This is a genomic window from Lentzea pudingi (assembly GCF_014646255.1).
Lineage (GTDB): Bacteria > Actinomycetota > Actinomycetes > Mycobacteriales > Pseudonocardiaceae > Lentzea > Lentzea pudingi.
In genome coordinates this window covers 100349-118962 of record NZ_BMNC01000012.1, presented here as the reverse complement: position 1 = coordinate 118962, position 18614 = coordinate 100349, and the positions used below count along the sequence as shown (strand labels likewise).

Annotated in this window: 12 protein-coding genes; 11 read left to right on the top strand and 1 reads right to left on the bottom strand. The window is 69.7% G+C overall.

What is annotated here, in order from left to right; all coding sequences use genetic code 11:
* The first annotated feature begins 208 nt into the window (after positions 1-208).
* The 9 genes from IEY88_RS32025 (at position 209) to IEY88_RS31985 (ending at position 14648) form a co-directional block, all read left to right on the top strand.
* Complete coding sequence (locus IEY88_RS32025; RefSeq protein ID WP_189158628.1) at positions 209-3043, top strand: AfsR/SARP family transcriptional regulator; 2835 nt, start codon at positions 209-211, stop codon at positions 3041-3043.
* 96 nt (positions 3044-3139) lie between these two features.
* Entirely contained in the window at positions 3140-3295 is a 156-nt protein-coding gene (locus tag IEY88_RS32020; protein ID WP_189158627.1) for a hypothetical protein, read from the top strand.
* Positions 3296-3306: 11 nt separating this feature from the next.
* Positions 3307-6279, top strand: coding sequence for a helix-turn-helix transcriptional regulator (locus IEY88_RS32015; protein ID WP_189158626.1), 2973 nt, complete (start codon positions 3307-3309; stop codon positions 6277-6279).
* 120 nt (positions 6280-6399) lie between these two features.
* A complete protein-coding gene (locus IEY88_RS32010) occupies positions 6400-7152 on the top strand; it encodes an ABC transporter ATP-binding protein (RefSeq protein ID WP_189158625.1) in 753 nt (250 codons plus the stop codon).
* Positions 7153-7157: 5 nt separating this feature from the next.
* On the top strand, positions 7158-9677 hold the full coding sequence (locus tag IEY88_RS32005; protein WP_189158723.1) for an ABC transporter permease: 2520 nt from the start codon (positions 7158-7160) through the stop codon (positions 9675-9677).
* A gap of 478 nt (positions 9678-10155) precedes the next feature.
* Complete coding sequence (locus IEY88_RS32000; RefSeq protein ID WP_189158624.1) at positions 10156-11418, top strand: ABC transporter substrate-binding protein; 1263 nt, start codon at positions 10156-10158, stop codon at positions 11416-11418.
* 77 nt (positions 11419-11495) lie between these two features.
* Positions 11496-12395, top strand: a complete 900-nt coding sequence (locus IEY88_RS31995) for a carbohydrate ABC transporter permease (RefSeq protein ID WP_373294231.1) — start codon at positions 11496-11498, stop codon at positions 12393-12395.
* Positions 12396-12399: 4 nt separating this feature from the next.
* Positions 12400-13224, top strand: a complete 825-nt coding sequence (locus IEY88_RS31990) for a carbohydrate ABC transporter permease (RefSeq protein WP_229693966.1) — start codon at positions 12400-12402, stop codon at positions 13222-13224.
* Positions 13225-13226: 2 nt separating this feature from the next.
* Positions 13227-14648 (top strand): GH1 family beta-glucosidase, encoded by a 1422-nt coding sequence (locus IEY88_RS31985; RefSeq protein WP_189158623.1) that lies wholly within the window; start codon positions 13227-13229, stop codon positions 14646-14648.
* Positions 14649-14727: 79 nt separating this feature from the next.
* Here IEY88_RS31985 and IEY88_RS31980 read toward each other — a convergent pair whose 3' ends face one another.
* Positions 14728-15921, bottom strand: a complete 1194-nt coding sequence (locus IEY88_RS31980; RefSeq protein ID WP_189158622.1) for an esterase-like activity of phytase family protein — start codon at positions 15919-15921, stop codon at positions 14728-14730.
* Positions 15922-15993: 72 nt separating this feature from the next.
* Between IEY88_RS31980 and IEY88_RS31975 the strand changes: the two genes are divergently transcribed.
* Together IEY88_RS31975 and IEY88_RS31970 are read left to right on the top strand one after the other, a co-directional pair.
* Positions 15994-17016 carry a GNAT family N-acetyltransferase gene (locus IEY88_RS31975; RefSeq protein WP_189158621.1) on the top strand — a complete coding sequence of 341 codons (1023 nt, stop codon included), beginning with the start codon at positions 15994-15996 and terminating at the stop codon, positions 17014-17016.
* A 75-nt stretch (positions 17017-17091) separates the two neighbouring features.
* Complete coding sequence (locus tag IEY88_RS31970) at positions 17092-18120, top strand: LacI family DNA-binding transcriptional regulator (RefSeq protein WP_373294230.1); 1029 nt, start codon at positions 17092-17094, stop codon at positions 18118-18120.
* Positions 18121-18614: the final 494 nt, after the last annotated feature.

The following is an 18614-nucleotide window of genomic DNA, read 5'->3' as shown; positions in this document are numbered from 1 at the left end:
CCGGCCGACCCACGTCGATCATGGGGAGCAGCGGGTGTTCCGCTGTCCGGTCCAACCTGTTCCGACTGCGTGATCCCGGGTTTCCGTTGATCTCGCGGTCTGTGGTTGGTTGGACACGCTAAGCGTAAGAATGCCTTCTACAGCACGACTGGAGCCCGACTGAAGTGATCTTCAAGCTCCAGGTGGCCCACAGGCGAAGGACAGATCGGTGACGCACGGCGAGGAACCCCTTCGGTTCGAGGTTCTCGGCCTTCTCCGAGTCGTTCGCGCAGGTCAAGAGGTCGATCTCGGTGCGGCGAAGCAACGCGCCGTGCTCGCGGTCCTGCTGCTGGCGCGCAACACGCCGGTCAGCCGCGGGCAGATCATCGAGGCCGTGTGGGGCGACAACGTGCCCTCGAGTGCCGTCAACCTGGTGCAGACCTACGTCGCCGGCCTGCGCCGGGCGCTCGAACCGACCCGCGCGCGGAGGGCTCCCGCCGAGCTGCTCACCTCGGTCGGCGACGGGTACCTGATGCGCGTCGAGTCCGGGGCCCTGGACCTCGACGTCTTCGAACGTCAGGTGCTGCTCGCTAACCGCATGCGCGCTGCCGGTGACCTGGCCGGAGCCGCGGTCGAGCTGGACGACGCGCTGGCGTTGTCCCGCGCCGAGCCGCTGGGCGGTGTGTCCGGTCTCTTCTTCGACGTCGAACGCGGCCGGCTCGTCGAACGGCGGCTCGCGGTGCTGGAGGAACGCGCCGAGCTCGGGCTCGCGATCGGGCAGGGCCCGGAACTGCTCTCGCACCTGGGTTCGATGGTCGCCGAGCACCCGTTGCGCGAACGCGGCCACGGGCTGCTCATGCGCGCGCTGGTCCAGGCGGGCCGGCAGGCCGAGGCGCTCGCCGCGTACCGCGAGGCCCGCGCGGTGCTGATCGAGGAACTCGGCGTCGAGCCGGGTCCCGAACTGCGCCGCGTGCACCAGGCCGTCCTCGCGGGGGACAGTCCCGAACCGGAACGCGCGCCGGTCCGCGTGCCGCACCAGCAGGCCACGCCCGAACCCGCGCCGGTGACGATCCCCGCGCAGCTGCCGCGCGCGCCCGTCGCGTTGATCGGCCGGGACGCCGAGCTGGGGTACATGGACGCGTTGCTGCGCGGCCACGACGGCCCGGTGGTGCTCGTGACCGGTCCGGCGGGGGTGGGCAAGACCGCGCTGGCGCTGCACTGGGCGCACCGGGTGCGCGAGGAGTTCCCCGACGGCCAGCTCTACGTCGACGTGCACGGGTACGACCCGAACCGCGAGCCGCTGGAGATCGGCGAGGTGCTCAACCGGTTCCTGCGCGCGCTCGGCGTCCCGGCCAGTGACACGCCCGTCTCGGTGGACGAACGCTCCGCCCTGCTGCGCACGCTGCTGGCCGACCGCCGGATGCTCGTGATGCTCGACAACGTCCGCAGCTCCGCCGACCTCTTACCGCTGCTGCCGGGCGCGCCCTCGTGCGTCGTCGTGACGTCCCGGCGCCGGCTCGTCGGGCTCGTCGCGCAGGTCGAGGCCAAGCTGATCGAGCTGGACATGCTCGACCCGGAGGCCGCCGTCGACGTGCTGGGCCGCATCGCCGGACGGTCGGACATCGAGGCCGGTGCCCTGCGCGAACTGGCCCTGCTGTGCGATGGGCTGCCTTTGGCGTTGCGGATCGCCGCCGCCCGTCTCGCCGTGTCCCCTCGTCTGCGCGTGGCCGAACTGGTCGAGGAGCTCCAGGACGAGCAGGGCCGGTTGGCCGCCCTCGGCCTGGAGGACGGCGAGGGCACCGTACGAGCCGCATTGGACGCCTCGCGCCGGGCGTTGCCCGCGGAGCCGTCGCGGTTGCTCGCGATCGTCGGCCTGCATCCCGGCGCGGACCTGACCCCGCACGTCGTCGCGGCGATGGGCGACGTGGCGTTGCTGGAGGCCCAACGCGCGCTGGACGCGCTGACGGCCGCGAACCTGCTGTCCGTCAGCGAACCCGGCCGGCACTTCGCGCACGACATCGTCCGCGTCTACACCAAGACGCTGGCGGGGGAGCTGTCCGAACCGGAGCGCCGGGCCGCCACCGGCCGGATGCTCGACTACTACCTGCACTGCGCGGACCTCGCCGACGGCCTGCTGCCGATCAACCGCGGCAGCGTCCTCGTGGCACCGGAACACCGGCCCGCCCACGTGCCCGCGATCTCCGGTCCCGCGGAGGCGACGGCGTGGTTCGACGCCGAACGCGCCAACCTGATCGCCGCCGCCGAGCTCGCCTCGGGTTCGGGCTGGCACGTCCACGCGTGGCAGCTGCCGTACACCCTGTCGCGCTACCTGTGGCTGCGGACCGAGCGCGAGACGTCGTTGCGCCTCACCGAGGCCGCCCTGCAGGCCGCCATCGCCCTGAACGACGACGACGCCCGGTTCGTCATGCAGTTCAACCTGGGCGTCGCGCTGCTCCAGTTCGAACGCTTCGAGGAAGCCCTGCAGGCCCAGCAGGGCGCGCTGGAAACGGCCCGCCGCAAGGAGGACGTGCACCAGCAGGCCCGCGCCCTCACGACAGTCGCCGGCACGTTGCAGGACCTGGGCCGCGCCGCCGAGGCCGAGGAGCACTACCGCGAGGCGATGGAGATCTCCCGGATCGCGGGGTCGAAGTGGGCCGAGGCCAACGCCCACCACCACCTCGGCCTGCTGTACCTGAGCACCCAGCGCTTCGACGACGCGATGCCGTGGCTGCGGGTGGCGTTGCGGATGTACCACGAGGTCGGCGAGCAGTGCGGCGAAGCGGCCTGCCACACGGACATCTCCACGGCGTTGCTGGAGACCGGCGACACGGACGGTGCGCTGTCGGCGGCGCGCACGGCGTTGGCCGTGGCGTGTGATGCCGTCTCGCCGTACCACCAGGCGTTGGCGCACGACCGGCTCGCGGCGGTGTTCGAGAAGCTCAACGCGGCGGGGGCGGCGGCGCACTGGCAGCGGGCGCTGGCGTTGTTCACGGAGCTGGGGGCGCCGGAAGCGGACGGGGTGCGGGCCCGGCTGGCTCGGGCCCGTGCGGTGACGGTCGGGTGAGGAGTCCGCCCGCAGGCGCCGGGTAAGGGTTTCGGCGCGCGGGACTGCGTGATCGCCCGATGCCTTACCCCGCCCCTCAGCGGCAATCTCCTCACCATGAACGAATGGACCCCTGAGGCGATCAAGGCGGAAATCGACTACCGGCGTGGCAACGCGGTGTGCAACTGGCGCCGGGCCAACCGCGACATGCCGTCGTGGATCAGCCGGGTGATGCACCGCACGTCGGGAAAACACAGCAGCACCAGCTCATGACGTGTGACAGCATGCCACTTGTGGCGCGCCTTGGTTCCGGAATCCCGTTGGTCGCGCGCGATCGGGAACTGGACCGGTTGCGTGCCGCATTGACCCAGGCAGGAGAGGGCGTCGCGGGGGCGGTGCTCCTCGCGGGCGACGCCGGGGTGGGCAAGACCCGGCTGATCGACGAGCTGGCCGCCAGCGCCGGTGACACCCTCGTCCTCATGGGACGGTGTCTCGACGCCGGCGAGACCGGCCTGCCGTACCTGCCCTTCGCCGAGGCGCTGGGCAAGCTCAAGACCGACGTGCTGAACCGGCCCGCGCTCGGGATGTTGCTGCCGCAGCTGGCGTTGCCCGCCGAACGCGAGCCCGGCACCGAGGGCATGGTCGCGCCGAGCCTGATCCCGGGGCGCCGGCCCGAGCAGGACGTCGGCCAGCTCCAGCTGTTCGACGCCGTGCTCGGGCTGCTGGGCGACCTCTCCGAACGGCAGCGCGTGCTGTTCGTGGTCGAGGACCTGCACTGGGCGGACGCGTCCACCCGGTACCTGCTGTCGTTCCTGTTGTCCCGCCTGCGTTCCCAGCGGCTGCTGGTCGTCGCCACCTACCGCGCCGACGACCTGCACCGCAGCCATCCGTTGCGCCCCTTGCTGTCCGAGCTGGTCCGGCTGCCCGCCGTCGACCGCCTGGACCTCACGCCGTTCAACGCCGCCGACGCCCGCCGGTTCGTCGAGGCGCTGTCCGACGACCTGCCGCAGGACGTCCTCCAGCAGGTCGCGGAACGCTCGGAGGGCAACGCCTTCTTCGCCGAGGAACTCATCGCGGTGGCCACCTGTGACGACGCCAGGTCGCTGCCGTCCGCGCTCGCCGACGTGCTGCTGAGCCGCGTCGAGAGCCTGAGTCCCGAGGCGCAGCACGTCGTCCGCGTCGCGTCGGTCCGCGGCCGCCGGGTCCGGCACTACCGGCTGCACGAGGTCTCGGGCATGACGGACATCGCGTTCGACACGGCGTTGCGCGAACTGGTCCAGCACCACCTGCTCGTCGTGCACGACGACGAGGTCTACGCCTTCCGCCACGCTCTCGTCCGCGAGGCCGTCTACGGCGACCTGCTGCCGGGCGAACGCGTCCGGCTACACGCCGCCTACGCCCACCACCTGGCGCAGCACCTGGACGAACGCGGTGCCTCGGCGGCGCTGGCCCACCACGCCTTCGAGAGCCACGACCTGCCGCTCGCGCTGAACGCCTCGATCAACGCGTCCAAGGAGGCCGAACGCGCGGGTGCGCCTGCGGAGTCGTTGCGGTACCTGGAGAAGGCGCTCAACCTGTGGAACGCGGTGCCGAAGGAGGACCGTCCGTCCGATGTGGACGAGTCGGTGCTGCTGCGGCGCGCGTCCTGGGTCGCGGGCACGGCCGGGCAGCCGGAACGCGCGGTCGCGTTCGCCCGCAGTGCCACCAAGGCCATCAGTGCCGACCAGACGCCGGAGGAGGCCGCGGAGATCTGGCTGCGGCTCTCGCAGGCGTTGTCGATCCTCGACGGCAACGAGGAGGAGCACTACCTGGTCCTGGCGAAGGCCCTCCAGCTCGTGCGGGATCGCGAACCCAGCCCGACGCGCGCCAGGGTGTTCGCGGGCAAGGCCTCCTCCCTGCGCCAGCAACGCAAGGACGCCGAAGCGCGTGAGGCGGCGGAGCTGGCGATCGCGGACGGCCAGACGGCGAACGCGCCGGGCGCGATCGCGGACGGTCTGGGAACCATGGCGATCCTCGACGACCACGCGAACCGGCCGGAGGACGCGAAGGCCAGCTTCGAGCGCGCGATCCAGCACGCGCGCGAGGTCGGAGCGTTCAACAACGAGCTGAGGGCTTGGTACTACTACGGGATGATGCACTACGACCGCGGCGATCTGGCCGAGGCGGCGCGCGTCTACACCCTGGCGGGCGACAGGGCCAAGGAGACCGGCCTGACGTGGAGCATGTACGGGCTGGAGATCCGCATCCTGCAGGTGCTCGTGCACTACTACATCGGCGACTGGGACTACGCGGCGTGGGCGAGCGAACCGCCCGGCATGTCGGTGTCGTCGACGGTCCTGGCCCGGCTCGCGTCGGCGAGCACGCACCTCACGGTCTCGCGCGGTGACCTGGCCGAGTCCGAGCGGATGATCACGAAGCTGCGCAGCGACTGGCACCGCGACATCCAGATCGCCCTGATCAACGGCGGCACCGGCGCCGAGCTGGCGTTGTGGCGCGGCCGTCCGGAACTGGCCGTGGAGCGGGTCACGGACGCGCTGGCGTGGGCGCGCAAGCTCGGCGGCCCATGGATGCTCGCGGGCATCCGGATCGGCGCGATCGGCATCGCGGCGCACGCGGAGATCGCCGCGAAGGCCCGCCGCAAGCGGGACGCCGAGGCCGAGGCCAGCGCCGTCAAGGCCGGTCATGAGCTGGCCGAACACGTCCGGCTGACCGCGCGGAACGGCAAGCCGCGCGCCGGTGTCCTCGGTCCGGAGGGGCGCGCGTGGCTCGCCCGCGGGCTCGCCGAGGAGTCCAGGCTGACCGGCGCGGGAGACCGGGGGCTGTGGCAGGCCGCCGTCGACGAGTTCGCGTACGGCGTCGTGTTCGAGCAGGCCCTGTGCCGGTGGCGGCTCGCGGAGGCGTTGCTGGGCGCGGACCGCCGGGACGAGGCCGCCGAGCAGCTCAGGCAGGCCGACGAGGTGGCGACGAGGCTCAAGGCCGTGCCGCTGGCCGAGGCCGTCGCGTCGTGCGCCAAGCGGGCCCGCATCACCCTCAGAGCCGACGAACCGGTGCGCGAGCAGGTCGACCTCTTCACCCCGCGCGAACGGGACGTGCTCGGCCTGGTGGCCTCGGGACGGACGAACCGCGAGGTCGGCGAGGAGCTCTACATCAGCGAGAAGACCGTGTCCGTGCACCTCTCCCGGATCATGGCGAAGCTGGGGGCCTCCCGGCGTGCGGAGGCCGTGGCGATCGCGTACGACCGGGGTCTGCTGGAATAGCCGCGGTTGTCATACCTCAGGCTGACGCGCAACGCGTCGCGGAGTTGATGTCCGCGCACGAACCGCCGAAATAGCTTCTTCCTCATCAAGGAACGTCCCCCTGTGAGGAAGGCAAGCGACATGTCTGCACTGGTGTCCGAGGTCGGCACCCGGACCGCCGCGGCGGCCCACAACCTGGTGAAGGTCTACGGCAAGGGTGACACCGCGGTGCGGGCGCTCGACGGCGTGAGCGTCGCCTTCCAGGCCGGCCGTTTCACCGCGATCATGGGCCCGTCCGGCTCCGGCAAGTCCACGCTGATGCACTGCCTCGCGGGACTGGACACGGTGGACGGTGGCGCGATCCACGTCGGACAGACCGAGATCACCAAGCTGAACGACAAGGACCTGACCAAGCTCCGGCGCGACCGCGTCGGCTTCGTGTTCCAGGCCTTCAACCTGCTGCCGACGCTGACCGCCGAGCAGAACATCCTGCTGGGCCTCGAGCTCGCCGGCCGCAAGCCCGACAAGGAGTGGTTCGACACGATCGTCGACGTGCTCGGCCTGCGCGACCGGCTCACGCACCGCCCGACCGAGCTGTCCGGTGGCCAGCAGCAGCGCGTGGCGTGTGCCCGTGCGCTCGTCGCCCGTCCCGAGGTCATCTTCGCCGACGAGCCGACCGGCAACCTGGACTCGCGCAGCGGCGCCGAGGTCCTCGACTTCCTGCGCATGTCGGTCCGCAAGATGGGCCAGACCGTGATCATGGTGACGCACGACCCGGTGGCCGCGAGCTACGCGGACCGCGTGGTGCTGCTCGCCGACGGCCGGCTCGCGGGCGAGATCCACCAGCCCACCACCGAGTCCGTCGTCAACGCCCTCACGCACCTGGGGGCGTGAGCCAGATGCTGAAGACGATCCTCGCGGGCCTGCGAGCCCGCACGGCGAGACTGGTGCTGTCCAGCATCGCCATCGCGCTCGGCGTCGCGTTCGTGACGGGCACGCTCGTGCTCGGCGACGCCGTCGGCGAGCAGACCAGGGACAACTTCGCCCGCAGCGCCCGCAACGTCGACGCGGCCGTGCACACGGCGGAGAACAGCCCCAACCGGGAGGACGGCATCCCGGCCGACTTCCTGCAGAAGATCCGCAACACCCCCGGCGTCGAGGGCGCGGACTCGCGGGAGTTCGGCAGCGCCGCGTTGCTCAGCGGCGAGGGCAAGGCGCGCAACGCGTTGGTGCAGCCGCTGCCGACGACGGAGAAGCTGCGCGACTTCAACCTCAAGGACGGCAAGTTCCCGGTCAAGGCCGACGAGGCCGCGATCGACGTCAAGACCGCGCAGATCGCGAAGCTCAAGGTCGGCGACAAGCTGAAGCTGCTCGACAAGGACAACGCCGAGCACGCGTTCACGATCGTCGGCACCTACCAGCAGGGCGCCAGCAGCATCTCGATGTCCGGCAGCGACCACGTCGTCGTCTCGCCGGAGGGCCTGCGCACGGTCATCCCGGACCAGCGCGTCTACGAGATCGTCGCGGTCGCCAAGGCCGGTGTGACGCAGCAGCAGCTCGTCGCCGACATCACCAAGGCCATCGGCCCCGGCTACCAGGTGCAGACCGGTGAGGAACTGACCCAGGCGACGCTCGCCCAGGTCGGTGACGCTGCCGGCGAGATCAAGACCTTCCTGCTCGCGTTCGCCGCGATCTCGCTCGTCGTCGCGGGCATGGTCATCTACAACACCTTCACGATCCTCGTCGCCCAGCGCACGAAGGAGCTCGCGCTGCTGCGCTGCGTCGGCGCGAACCGGTCGCAGGTGTTCCGCAGCGTGCTCGCCGAAGCGCTCTTCATGGGCCTCGCGGCATCGGTGCTCGGACTTCTCGGCGGGATCGGCGTCTCAGCCGGCCTGCAGACGTTCATCAGCACGTTCGGAGGCCCCAGCGGCGGTGACGACAACCCGATCCGCCTGCCGATCTCGTGGGTGACCATCGCCGCCGGCTTCGGTGTCGGTGTGGTCGTGACGGTGCTGTCGGCCGTGCTGCCGGCCCGTCGTGCCACCCGCGTCGCCCCCGTGGCCGCCCTGCGCTCGCAGCCGGACAGCTCCGACGACGTCGCCCGCACCGGCAAGGTCCGGATCGCCGTCGCGACGCTGATCGCGCTCGTCGGCGGCGCCGCGGTCTACTTCGGACTCCAGCAGGAGAAGGAAGAGCCGGCGATGTTCATCACCGGCGGCGCCACGATGGTGCTGCTGCTCGCGGTGCTGCTCCTCGGCCCGCTCTACGTGCCGCTGGTGAACCGGTTGTTCGGCAAGGCGCTGCGGGGCGTCCCGGCGAAGCTGGCCTCGGCCAACGCGGGCCGCAACCCGAAGCGCACGGCCGCGACCACGGCCGCGCTGATGATCGGCGTGACCATCGTCGCGATGGTGGCGGTCGTGGCCGGCAGTGGCCGCGCGACCATGAACGAGCAGGTCGACAAGCGCTTCCCGGCCGACTACGCGGTCAAGTCGAACGTCTACAGCCAGCCGCTGTCGCCGAAGTTCACCGAAGACCTCGCGAAGGTCCGCAACGTCGCGCAGATCGCGCCCGAGCTCCGGGCGTTCGGCGAGTCCCCGAAGCTCGAGTACGCCGACGTCACCGGCTACCCGACCGAGGCACTGGGTTCCCTGGTGCGGCCGGACCTGGCCGCGGGCACGCTGACCGGGCTCAAGGACGGCGAGATCGCCATGCGGGAGAAGGAGGCGAAGACGGCGGGCGTCGCCATCGGCTCCACCGTCCCGATCAGCGGCAAGGACCTGAAGGTCGTCGCGCTGATCAAGGACAACAGCTACGGCACCGGCATCGTGACCCTCAAGACCGCCGAGTCCATCCTCAAAGAGCCCGTGAAGGGCTACCAGAACGTGCTGGTCAAGCTCGCGCCCGGCACGGACATCACGCAGGCCCGCGCTGATCTGGAACGGTTCATCGCGACCTCCCCGGTGGCGGTGCTGGACTCCGCGGCCGAGACCAAGGCGGAGCTGAACTCGCAGATCGACCAGATCCTGCTGTTCATCTGGGCCCTCGTCGGCCTGGCGCTGATCATCGCCCTGTTCGGCATCGCGAACACGCTGACGCTCTCGGTGCTGGAACGGACCCGCGAGTCCGCCCTGCTGCGGGCACTGGGCCTGACCAGGGGCCAGCTGCGGCAGATGCTGGTGGTCGAATCGATCCTGATGGCGCTGATCGGCGCGGTCGTGGGCGTGCTGCTCGGCGCCGGGTTCGGGTGGCTGCTGGTCGAGGCGATCTCCAACTCGGAGTTCACGATCAGCTTCTCCATCCCGTTCGGACAGATCGGCATCATGCTCGGCCTGGCCGTCGTCGCGGCGGTCATCGCGGCCGCCCTGCCCGCTCGCCGGGCCGCGCGGAACTCCGTGGTCGCGGGCATGGCGGAGGCGTAACGAACCTCGCGGAACACCCCGCCCGGCCTCGCTGTCGGGGGCCACGGCCGGGCGGGTTCGGGAGTGCGGAAACAGGGGCCGCACGACCGGGGGATCGGTGGAGGTCCGGTGCCGTCGGGGCACCGGGCCTCCGCTGCGTTTCACGTCGATGGACGAACGCGTCGCGATCGGCTGTCCGCCACCCAATCGTGACCTCGCGAAAAAATCTTCGAGTGCGCGCGTCACTTTTGGCCCGCAACCCCCTCTACCTGGGGTGAGGGACGACCGGAGCGAGGGCCCGGTCGTCCCTCTTCGTCGTCCCGGGGCCGATTCGGCCACGCCGGTCGAGACACGCGGATTTCCGGGACAGGTTTTTGTTGCCTGCCTCCACAAAGTTACGGAACGATGTCGACCGCTTGACACCCGCGCGTCTCCGGTTGAGTGTGAGAGCGCTCTCATCACAGTTAAGCGCCGCTCACGGCGTCGTCGAGGAGGACGGATGAGCACAAGACTGGTCGGCAGCGTCGCTGCGACCCTCGCGATGGTTCTGGTCGCTGGATGCGGCGGGAGTTCCGGGGCCGACGGCAAGATCGAGCTGTCGCTGGGTCTGTTCTCCGACTTCGGGTACGACAAGCTCATCGAGGAGTACATGGCCTCGCACTCGAACATCAAGATCGAGCAGCGCAAGGTCAAGATGGAGCAGCACAACACGCAGCTCGCGACGCAGCTCGCGGGTGGCCGTGGTGCCGCGGACATCGTCGCCCTCGAGGAAGGCGTGGTCTCGCAGTTCCGCGCCTCCAAGGACAAGTTCGTCAACCTGGCGGAGTACGGCGCGAAGGACCTGAAGGACCAGTGGGCCGGGTGGAAGTGGAACCAGGGCACCGCCGACGGCGGTGAGTTCGTGCTGGGGCTGGGCACGGACATGGGCAGCCTGGGTCTCTGCTACCGCGCCGACCTGTTCGCGGCGGCGGGCCTGCCGACGGACCGTGCCGAGGTCGCCAAGCTGTGGCCGACCTGGGCCGACTACGCGAAGGTCGCCGACCAGTTCGCGGCCAAGACGCCGAACGTGAAGTTCGTCGACACCGGCCGCAACGTCTACAAGGCGATTCTCGACCAGACCGAGGAGGGCTACTTCGCGAAGGACGACTCGTACATCGCGGAGAAGAACGACAAGGTCAAGACGGCGTTCGACCAGGCAGCGGCCCTGGGCACCAAGGGTCAGACCGGTGCCCTCGAGCCGTTCAGCCAGGACTGGAACGTCGCGCTGAAGCAGGGTTCGTTCGCCACGACCACGTGCCCGGCCTGGGCGCTCGCGCTGATCAAGGCGGGTGCCGGCGACGCGGCGGCCGGGAAGTGGGACGTGACGACGGCGCCCGGCGGTGGCGGCAACTGGGGTGGCTCGTTCCTCGCGATCCCGAAGCAGGGCAAGCACCCGAAGGAGGCCTACGAGCTCGCCAAGTGGCTCACGGCCCCCGAGCAGCAGAAGCGGATCTTCAAGGAGACCGGCAACCTGCCGTCGCAGCCGAAGGTCTACCAGGACGCCGAGGTGCAGGCGACCGTCAACGAGTACTTCAACTCCGCTCCGGTGGGTCAGATCTTCGCGACCTCGGCGGAGTCGCTGAAGCCGACCTACCGCGGCACGAAGGACTCGAAGGTCGGACCGGTGTTCGGCACCGCGCTGACCCGCGTGGAGCAGGGCAAGCAGTCCGCGGCTGACGCGTGGACGCAGGCCCTGAAGGAAGCGACGGACGCCGCCAAGTGACGGTGACGCGTCCAGAGACCGAGGTGGCTCCGGCCGCCTCGGTTTCGCCTTCCAAGGAACCGCCGAAGCGCTTCAGGCTGAGCAACTGGGACGCCAGGTACACGCCGTACCTGATCATCGCGCCGTTCTTCCTCGTGTTCGGTATCTTCGGGCTCTACCCGTTGATCTACACGGCGTGGGTGTCGCTGCACGACTGGCAGCTGATCGACGGCGACCAGGGGTTCATCGGGCTCGACAACTACGTCACGTTGTTCGGCGACGCCAACTTCTGGAACGCGCTGTTCAACACGCTGAGCCTCTTCGTGCTCTCGACCGTGCCGCAGCTGCTGGCCGCACTCGGTCTCGCCGCGTTGCTGGACCGCGGCCTGCGCGGCAGTGCGTTCTGGCGCGCAGGCGTGCTGCTGCCCAACGTCATCTCGGTCGCCGCGGTGGCGCTGGTGTTCGCGCAGTTCTTCGGCCGCGACTTCGGCATCGTGAACTTCCTGCTCGGGTTCGTCGGCATCGACCCGATCGACTGGCGTGCCGAGACCTGGGCGTCGCACCTCGCGGTGTCCACGATGGTCATGTGGCGCTGGACGGGCTACAACGCGCTGCTGTACCTGGCGGCCATGCAGTCCGTGCCCAAGGACATGTACGAGTCGGCCACTTTGGACGGTGCGGGGCGCTGGCGCATGTTCTGGTCGATCACCGTGCCGTCGATCCGCCCCACGATCCTGTTCACCGTCGTCACCTCGACGATCGGCGGTCTGCAGCTGTTCGCGGAACCGGCGCTGTTCGACCCGGGATTCGCCGCCAACAACTCGACCGGTGGCTCCGACCGGCAGTTCCAGACGCTGGTGCTCTACATGTACGAGAAGGGCTTCCGGTTGTTCGACGCGGGCTACGCGGCCACCGTCGCGTGGATGCTGTTCGTGGTCGTCCTGATCGTCGCGGTCGTCAACTTCACGCTGACGCGGCGCATCGCGGGCAAGGGGTGATCGCGTGAAGAACGCCAAGGCAGGGCCGCTGCTCTACGGGTTCCTGGTCGCCGTGCTCGCCGCGTCGATCTTCCCGCTGTACTACTCGTTCATCGTCGCGTCGAAGGACAACTCCGTCCTCGGCGAGAAGGTCCCGCCGCTCGTGCCCGGCGGGAACCTGGTCGAGAACATCACCCGCGTCTTCGACACCGTCGACTTCTGGCTCGCCATGCAGAACTCGTTCATCGTGGCGTCGACCGTGGCGATCTCCAACGTCGTGCTGGGGACGCTCGCCGGGTTCGCGTTCGCGCGGCTGCGGTTCAAGGGCCGCGACTCGCTGTTCCTCGTCGTGCTCGGCACGGCGATGGTCCCGACGCAGCTCGGCGTGATCCCGCTGTACATGCTGATGTCGGACCTCGACTGGTACGGCACGCTGCAGGCGGTCATCGTGCCGGTGCTGATCGGGTCGTTCGCGGTGTTCTGGATGCGCCAGGCGTGCGAGGAGACCGTGCCGTTCGAGCTGATCGAGGCCGCGCGCGTCGACGGCTGCTCGGTGCTGCGGACGTTCTGGCACGTCGGGTTCCCCGCCGTGCGCCCGCAGGCCGCCGTGCTCGGCATGTTCACGTTCATGACGGCCTGGAACGACTTCTTCTGGCCGTTGATCGTGCTGGACCCCAACGACAGCCCCACTGTGCAGGTCGCCCTGTCGACGCTGGCCAGTGGCTACTACACCGACTACTCGTTGATGCTCGCCGGCGCCTCCATCGCGGTGCTGCCGGTGATCGCGATCTTCGTCCTGCTGTCCCGCCAGATCGTCGGCGGCATCATGCAGGGCGCGGTGAAGGGATGAGAATGACGACCGACTCGGACGTCGAGGTCGGGCAGGAGGTGCTCACCTTCCCGCCGGACTTCCTCTGGGGAGCCGCCACCGCGGCGTTCCAGATCGAAGGCGCGACCACTGTGGACGGTCGTGGCCCCTCGATCTGGGACACGTTCGCCGGGACGCCCGGCAAGGTGCTGGCCGGGGACACGGGCGACCCGGCCTGCGACCACTACCACCGGTACCAGTCCGACGTGGACCTGATGAAGTCCCTCGGGCTCGCGTCCTACCGGTTCTCCGTCGCGTGGCCCCGGATCCAGCCGAGCGGCAGCGGCCAGGTCGAGGAGCGCGGGCTCGCGTTCTACGACCGGCTGGTGGACTCGTTGCTGGAGAAGGACATCCAGCCGCTCGCCACGCTCTACCACTGGGACCTTCCGCAGGTCCTGGAGGACTTCGGCGGCTGGCGCAACCGCGACACCGCGTACCGCTTCGCCGAGTACGCCGCCATCGTGCACGAACGGCTCGGCGACCGGGTGCAGGCCTGGACGACGCTGAACGAGCCGTGGGTCTCGGCGTTCCTGGGCTACGGCAACGGGATCCACGCGCCGGGCGTCACCGACGCGGTGGCGTCCCTGGAGGCGGCGCACCACCTGCTGCTGGCCCACGGGCTCGCCACGCAGGCGTTGCGCGCGCAGGCACCCGACACGCACCGCCTCTCGATCGTGCTGAACTTCAGCACCATCTGGGGCGACAGCGACTCGGAGGCGTCGAAGGAGGCCGTGCGCAAGGTCGACGGCCTGCAGAACCGCATCCTGCTCGATCCGATCCTCGGCAAGGGCTACCCGCTCGACGTCCTGCAGGACACGTCGTGGCTGGGCGACTGGACGAACGTGGTCCGCGACGGGGACATGGAGACCATCGCGACCCCGATCGACTGGATCGGCGTGAACTACTACAACCCGACCCGCGTCGCGCCCGCCGACCCCGGGTTCGTACCGGCCGGTCCGCACGCGGGCCTGCGCGGGGTCGCGTTGCAGCCGCCGCAGGGCGAGCTCACCGGGTTCGGGTGGGAGCAGAACGCCGACGCGTTCACCGAACTGCTGGTGCGCCTGTCCCGTGACGTGGACGGGATTCCGCTGGTGGTCACGGAGAACGGGTCCGCGTTCCCGGACGTCGTCGACGCCTCGGGGCACGTGCACGACGTTGCGCGGACGAAGTACCTGGTGGACCACGTTCGCGCGGTGCACAGGGCGATCTCCGAGGGCGCCGACATCCGCGGTTACCTGGCGTGGTCTCTGCTCGACAACTTCGAGTGGGCGGCCGGGTACTCGCAGCGGTTCGGGATCGTGCACGTCGACTTCGAGACGCAGCGGCGCACGGTCAAGGAGAGCGCGGCCACGTTGTCCCGGATCATCGGGCAGAACGGGCTTCCCGCGCACGGTTACACCGTTTAGCCCAGAGACGGTCCGAGGGGGCCTCGAGCGCTCTCACCTGCGGATACGCGTGTCCACAGGTGAGAGCGCTCTCTTCGGTTCAGCGCCTGCGCAGGACCCTCGGGTCGGCGTGCAGGTTGTCCGCGAGCCTGATGGTGATGAACTCGTTGTCGTCCGGCTTGCCCGGCGTGCGGCCCGACGACGACGGGAAGTTGTTGTCGTTGAGCACCGCGATCGTGCGGTCGTCGAGGATCGTGACGTCCTCGATCGTGACGAACGGGAACCTGAACGGGTCCGCCTGCCCGCCGACGTGCTTCGGGTTGGCGAGGTTCAGCAGGTCGGCGACGAGGGTCTTGTCGAGCTTGCCGTCCTTGTTCTTGTCCCGCTTGTCTGCCAGGTAGACGCGCTTGACGATCGCGTCGGCACCCTGGGCGCTGTCACGTTCGATGATCAGCAACCGGTTGTTGTCGACGGCGATGGCGTCACCGATGGCGAAGTTCGGGTCTTCCAGCTGGTAGCGCCACGTCGTGCCGGTGAACGCGTTGGACGCGATGTCGAACTCGTTGAGGCGCAGCGTTCCCGGCGTGTCACCGGCGACGGTGCCTTCCAGCAAGGCGTTGATCTTCTTGCCGTCCGGGGAGAGCGTGATGCCCTCGAAACCCTTGCTGCCGCCCAGGTTCGGGTTGCCGGCGGGGTTCTCGGGAGCGCGCACGCCGGGGAGCGGTGCGGGCGGGGCCAGCAGGCGGCCGGCGCGGTCGAAGTGCAGCAGGTAGGGACCGAACTCGTCGCCCATCCAGTAGCTGCCGTCGGCGCCCCTGGTCACGGACTCGATGTCGATGTCCGCACCGGTGATGACGCGGTCGGGGCGGGTCAGCGGGAACGAGATGTGGCCGTTCGGGTCGGTGAGCGTGATGCCGCCGAGCACGTCGACGGTGTTCTTCGCGAAGTCGGGCGCGATGCGGTGGATGCGCAGCAGGAAGTCCGCGCTGTTGGCCTTCGTGCCGTAGCCGTTGTCGGAGATGGCGTCGAACGTGCCGTCGCTGTTGCGGACGAGGCCGCTGAGGCCCTGGATCGGCTGGTCCGCGAACGGCGGCGTGACCCCGTTGATCGGGGCGGTCCCCAGTGCCGCACCGCTCGGTTCGCTGCCGGGGAGGTAGGTCTGCGCCGGGAGGAAGGCGAAGTTCGTCAGCGTGGCCCGCTTCGGGGCCTTCTGGCCGTCCGCCCGGGACGCCGTGGGCGACGCGAGGGCGGTGACGGTGAGCAAAGTGAGGCCTACGGCCAGTGTTCTCCTCATCGGGCGACCCTATGACGAGCGTTTTACCCGTGGTTCGTCTCGCGGCAACAACTTCCATGAACTCTTGACGACATGACGACGACCTGGCGCTTGCGCTTCGAACTCAGCGACAGCCCCGGCGCGCTCGCCCGCGTCACCGTCCGGCTGGCCGCCGCCGACTGCAACGTCCTCGCGCTGCACGTGATGCCCGTGCCCGGCGGGGTGCTGGACGAGATCGTCGTGCGGGCGGGTGAGGGCGTGCTGCCCGCGGACCTCGTCGACGCCGTGCGCTGCGAGGGCGGTAAACGCGTCAGGATCACCCTCGCCGACATGAGGGACCTCGTCGACGCGCCGACGGCCGTGCTGCGCGCCGCCCGCATGGCGCTCGCCGATCCGGAGCAGACCGCCGACGCGCTCCGCCAGGTGCTGGCCGCGGACTCGGTGACGCCCGGCGAGGCCGCGGACGGCCAGGTCCAGGTGGGAGAGTGGGTCGTCCGGCGCGGCTGGGCCCCCTTCACCCAGGTCGAACTCACGCGCGCGCAGGCGTTGCTCGACCTGGTCGAGGCCCCGGCACCGTCGATGCGGGCGATGCTCAGCGACGACGGCGTGGCCCTGGTGCTGCGCCCCGGTTCCGCGGTGGACGAGGACGCCGTCGCGGGCCTGCACTCCCGCTGTTCGATGAGGACGATGTTCAACCGCTACCACTCCGGCATGCGCACCGTGCCCCGCCGCTGGTTGCACCGCCTGCTCGAGCCGCCGCGCGGCACCACGGTCCTCGGCCAGTGCGGCGACCAGGTCGTGGCCCTCGGCCAGCTCATCCACACCGGCACACCGGACTGCGCCGAGGTCTCCCTGTTGGTCGAGGACGCGTGGCAGCGCCGAGGCGTCGGCGCGGCCCTGCTCGGCGCCCTCGCGGCGGACGCCCGCGCCGCCGGGTTCACGGAACTCGTCGCGTGGTGCCTGCCCTCGGAGACCGCCCTGGTGCGCACGGCCGCCCGCGCCGGCCTCGCCACCACGACACGCCGGGAGGACGGTCTGCTCCGTGTTTCGATCAAGCCGCGCGGGCGTGCGGCGACGACCCCGGCCATGGACGACGTTGTCGAAAAAACACGATGAACAGCGCGGAAACCCACCTCGGAGATCCTTTGGGGCTAAGCTGCTTAGCGGATCAAAGGTTTTCATCGAGGAGTGGTGGTGCTCGTGTCCAACCACGCGCGTCCGACGTTGGAAGACGTTGCCGCGAGGGCAGGGGTTTCCCGCGCCACAGCGTCACGGGTGCTGAACGCGTCACCCCGCGTCAGCCCCGAAGCGCTGGAAGCGGTCAACGCCGCGGTCTCGGCCCTGGGCTACCAGCCCAACCGCGCCGCGCGGGCGTTGGTCACCCGCCGCACAGGCGCCGTGGCCGTGCTGTTCTCCGAGCCGGAGCCCAAGATCTTCGACGACCCGCACTTCGCGCGCCTGATCCGTGCCGGGGCCCGCGCCCTCGCTGACGTGGACGTGCAGATGGTGCTGATGCTGGTGCACTCGCCGGACGACCAGGCCCGTGCGCACCGGTTCCTGGCCGGCGGTCACGTCGACGGTGCTCTGGTGTTCGCGCCGCACCGCAACGACGAGCTGGTCTCCGTGGTGAAGAAGCTGCCGCTGCCGGTGGTGTACGCCGGCAAGCCGTGGGGGTCGTTGCGGGGGATGCACCTCGTGGACAACGACAACGAGGGTGGTGCGGTCTTGGCCACCGAGCACCTGAAGTCGCTTGGGCGCCGGAAGATCGTCCATGTTTCCGGGCCGTTGGACGAGCTGTCCGCTATTGATCGGTTGAACGGGTTCCGGTCTGCCTTGTCGTTGGACGACAAGGGGGCTGCTCGGTTGACCGAGGACGGTGGGTTCACCCGGGAGGGTGGGCGGAAGGCGATGTCCGCGTTGTTGGCTCGGGTTCCTGCGCTTGATGCTGTGTTTGTTGCTTCGGATTTGATGGCTGCTGGGGCGTTGGAGACGTTGCAGGAGGCTGGGCGGCGGGTTCCCGAGGATGTCGCGGTGGTCGGGTTTGATGATCATGTGGCTATTGCTGAGCACACTTCGCCGCCGTTGACTTCGGTTCGGCAGGATTCTGATGAGCAGGTCAAGGTGATGGTGGAGCATCTTGTGAAGCTGCTTCGGGATGAGACTGTGAAGAGGAAGCAGCAGATGTTGCCTACTGTGTTGGTTCGGCGCGAGTCTGCTTGAGGTCGCTGAGGTGGCGGGTTGCTGCGGGGGCGGCCTGGTGGGTGGTTGCCTTGCGGTGCGCGGTCTTGCGGGTGGTCACTTTGGGGGCGGCGAGCTTGCGTTGCGTGCTTCCCCTGGGGGCGCTGCCCCCAGACCCCCGGCAATCTGATCAGGGGGTCCACGCCGTCCGTGGGTAGATGGCACGCCTGTTGCGTTGGGCGGCTGCCGGTTGCTTGGTGTGGTGGCGTCGGCGGTGGGGTCCCATCACGAGCCGCACCAAGAGCGGGCCACATGCAGGTAGGGGTGTCAACTCGACGAAAAGCGTGTCGAGTTGACACCCCTACCTGCATGCAGCAAGTGCTATGGCGCGACTCGTGATGGGACCCCACCGCCCAGTGCGCTTGCTAAAGACGGCTCGCCTGCGGCGTCGCAATACCGAAGGACGGCTCGCCTGCGGCGTCGCAATGCCGAAGGACGGCTCGCCTGCGGCATCGCGTGTGGTCGGTCGGACGGTT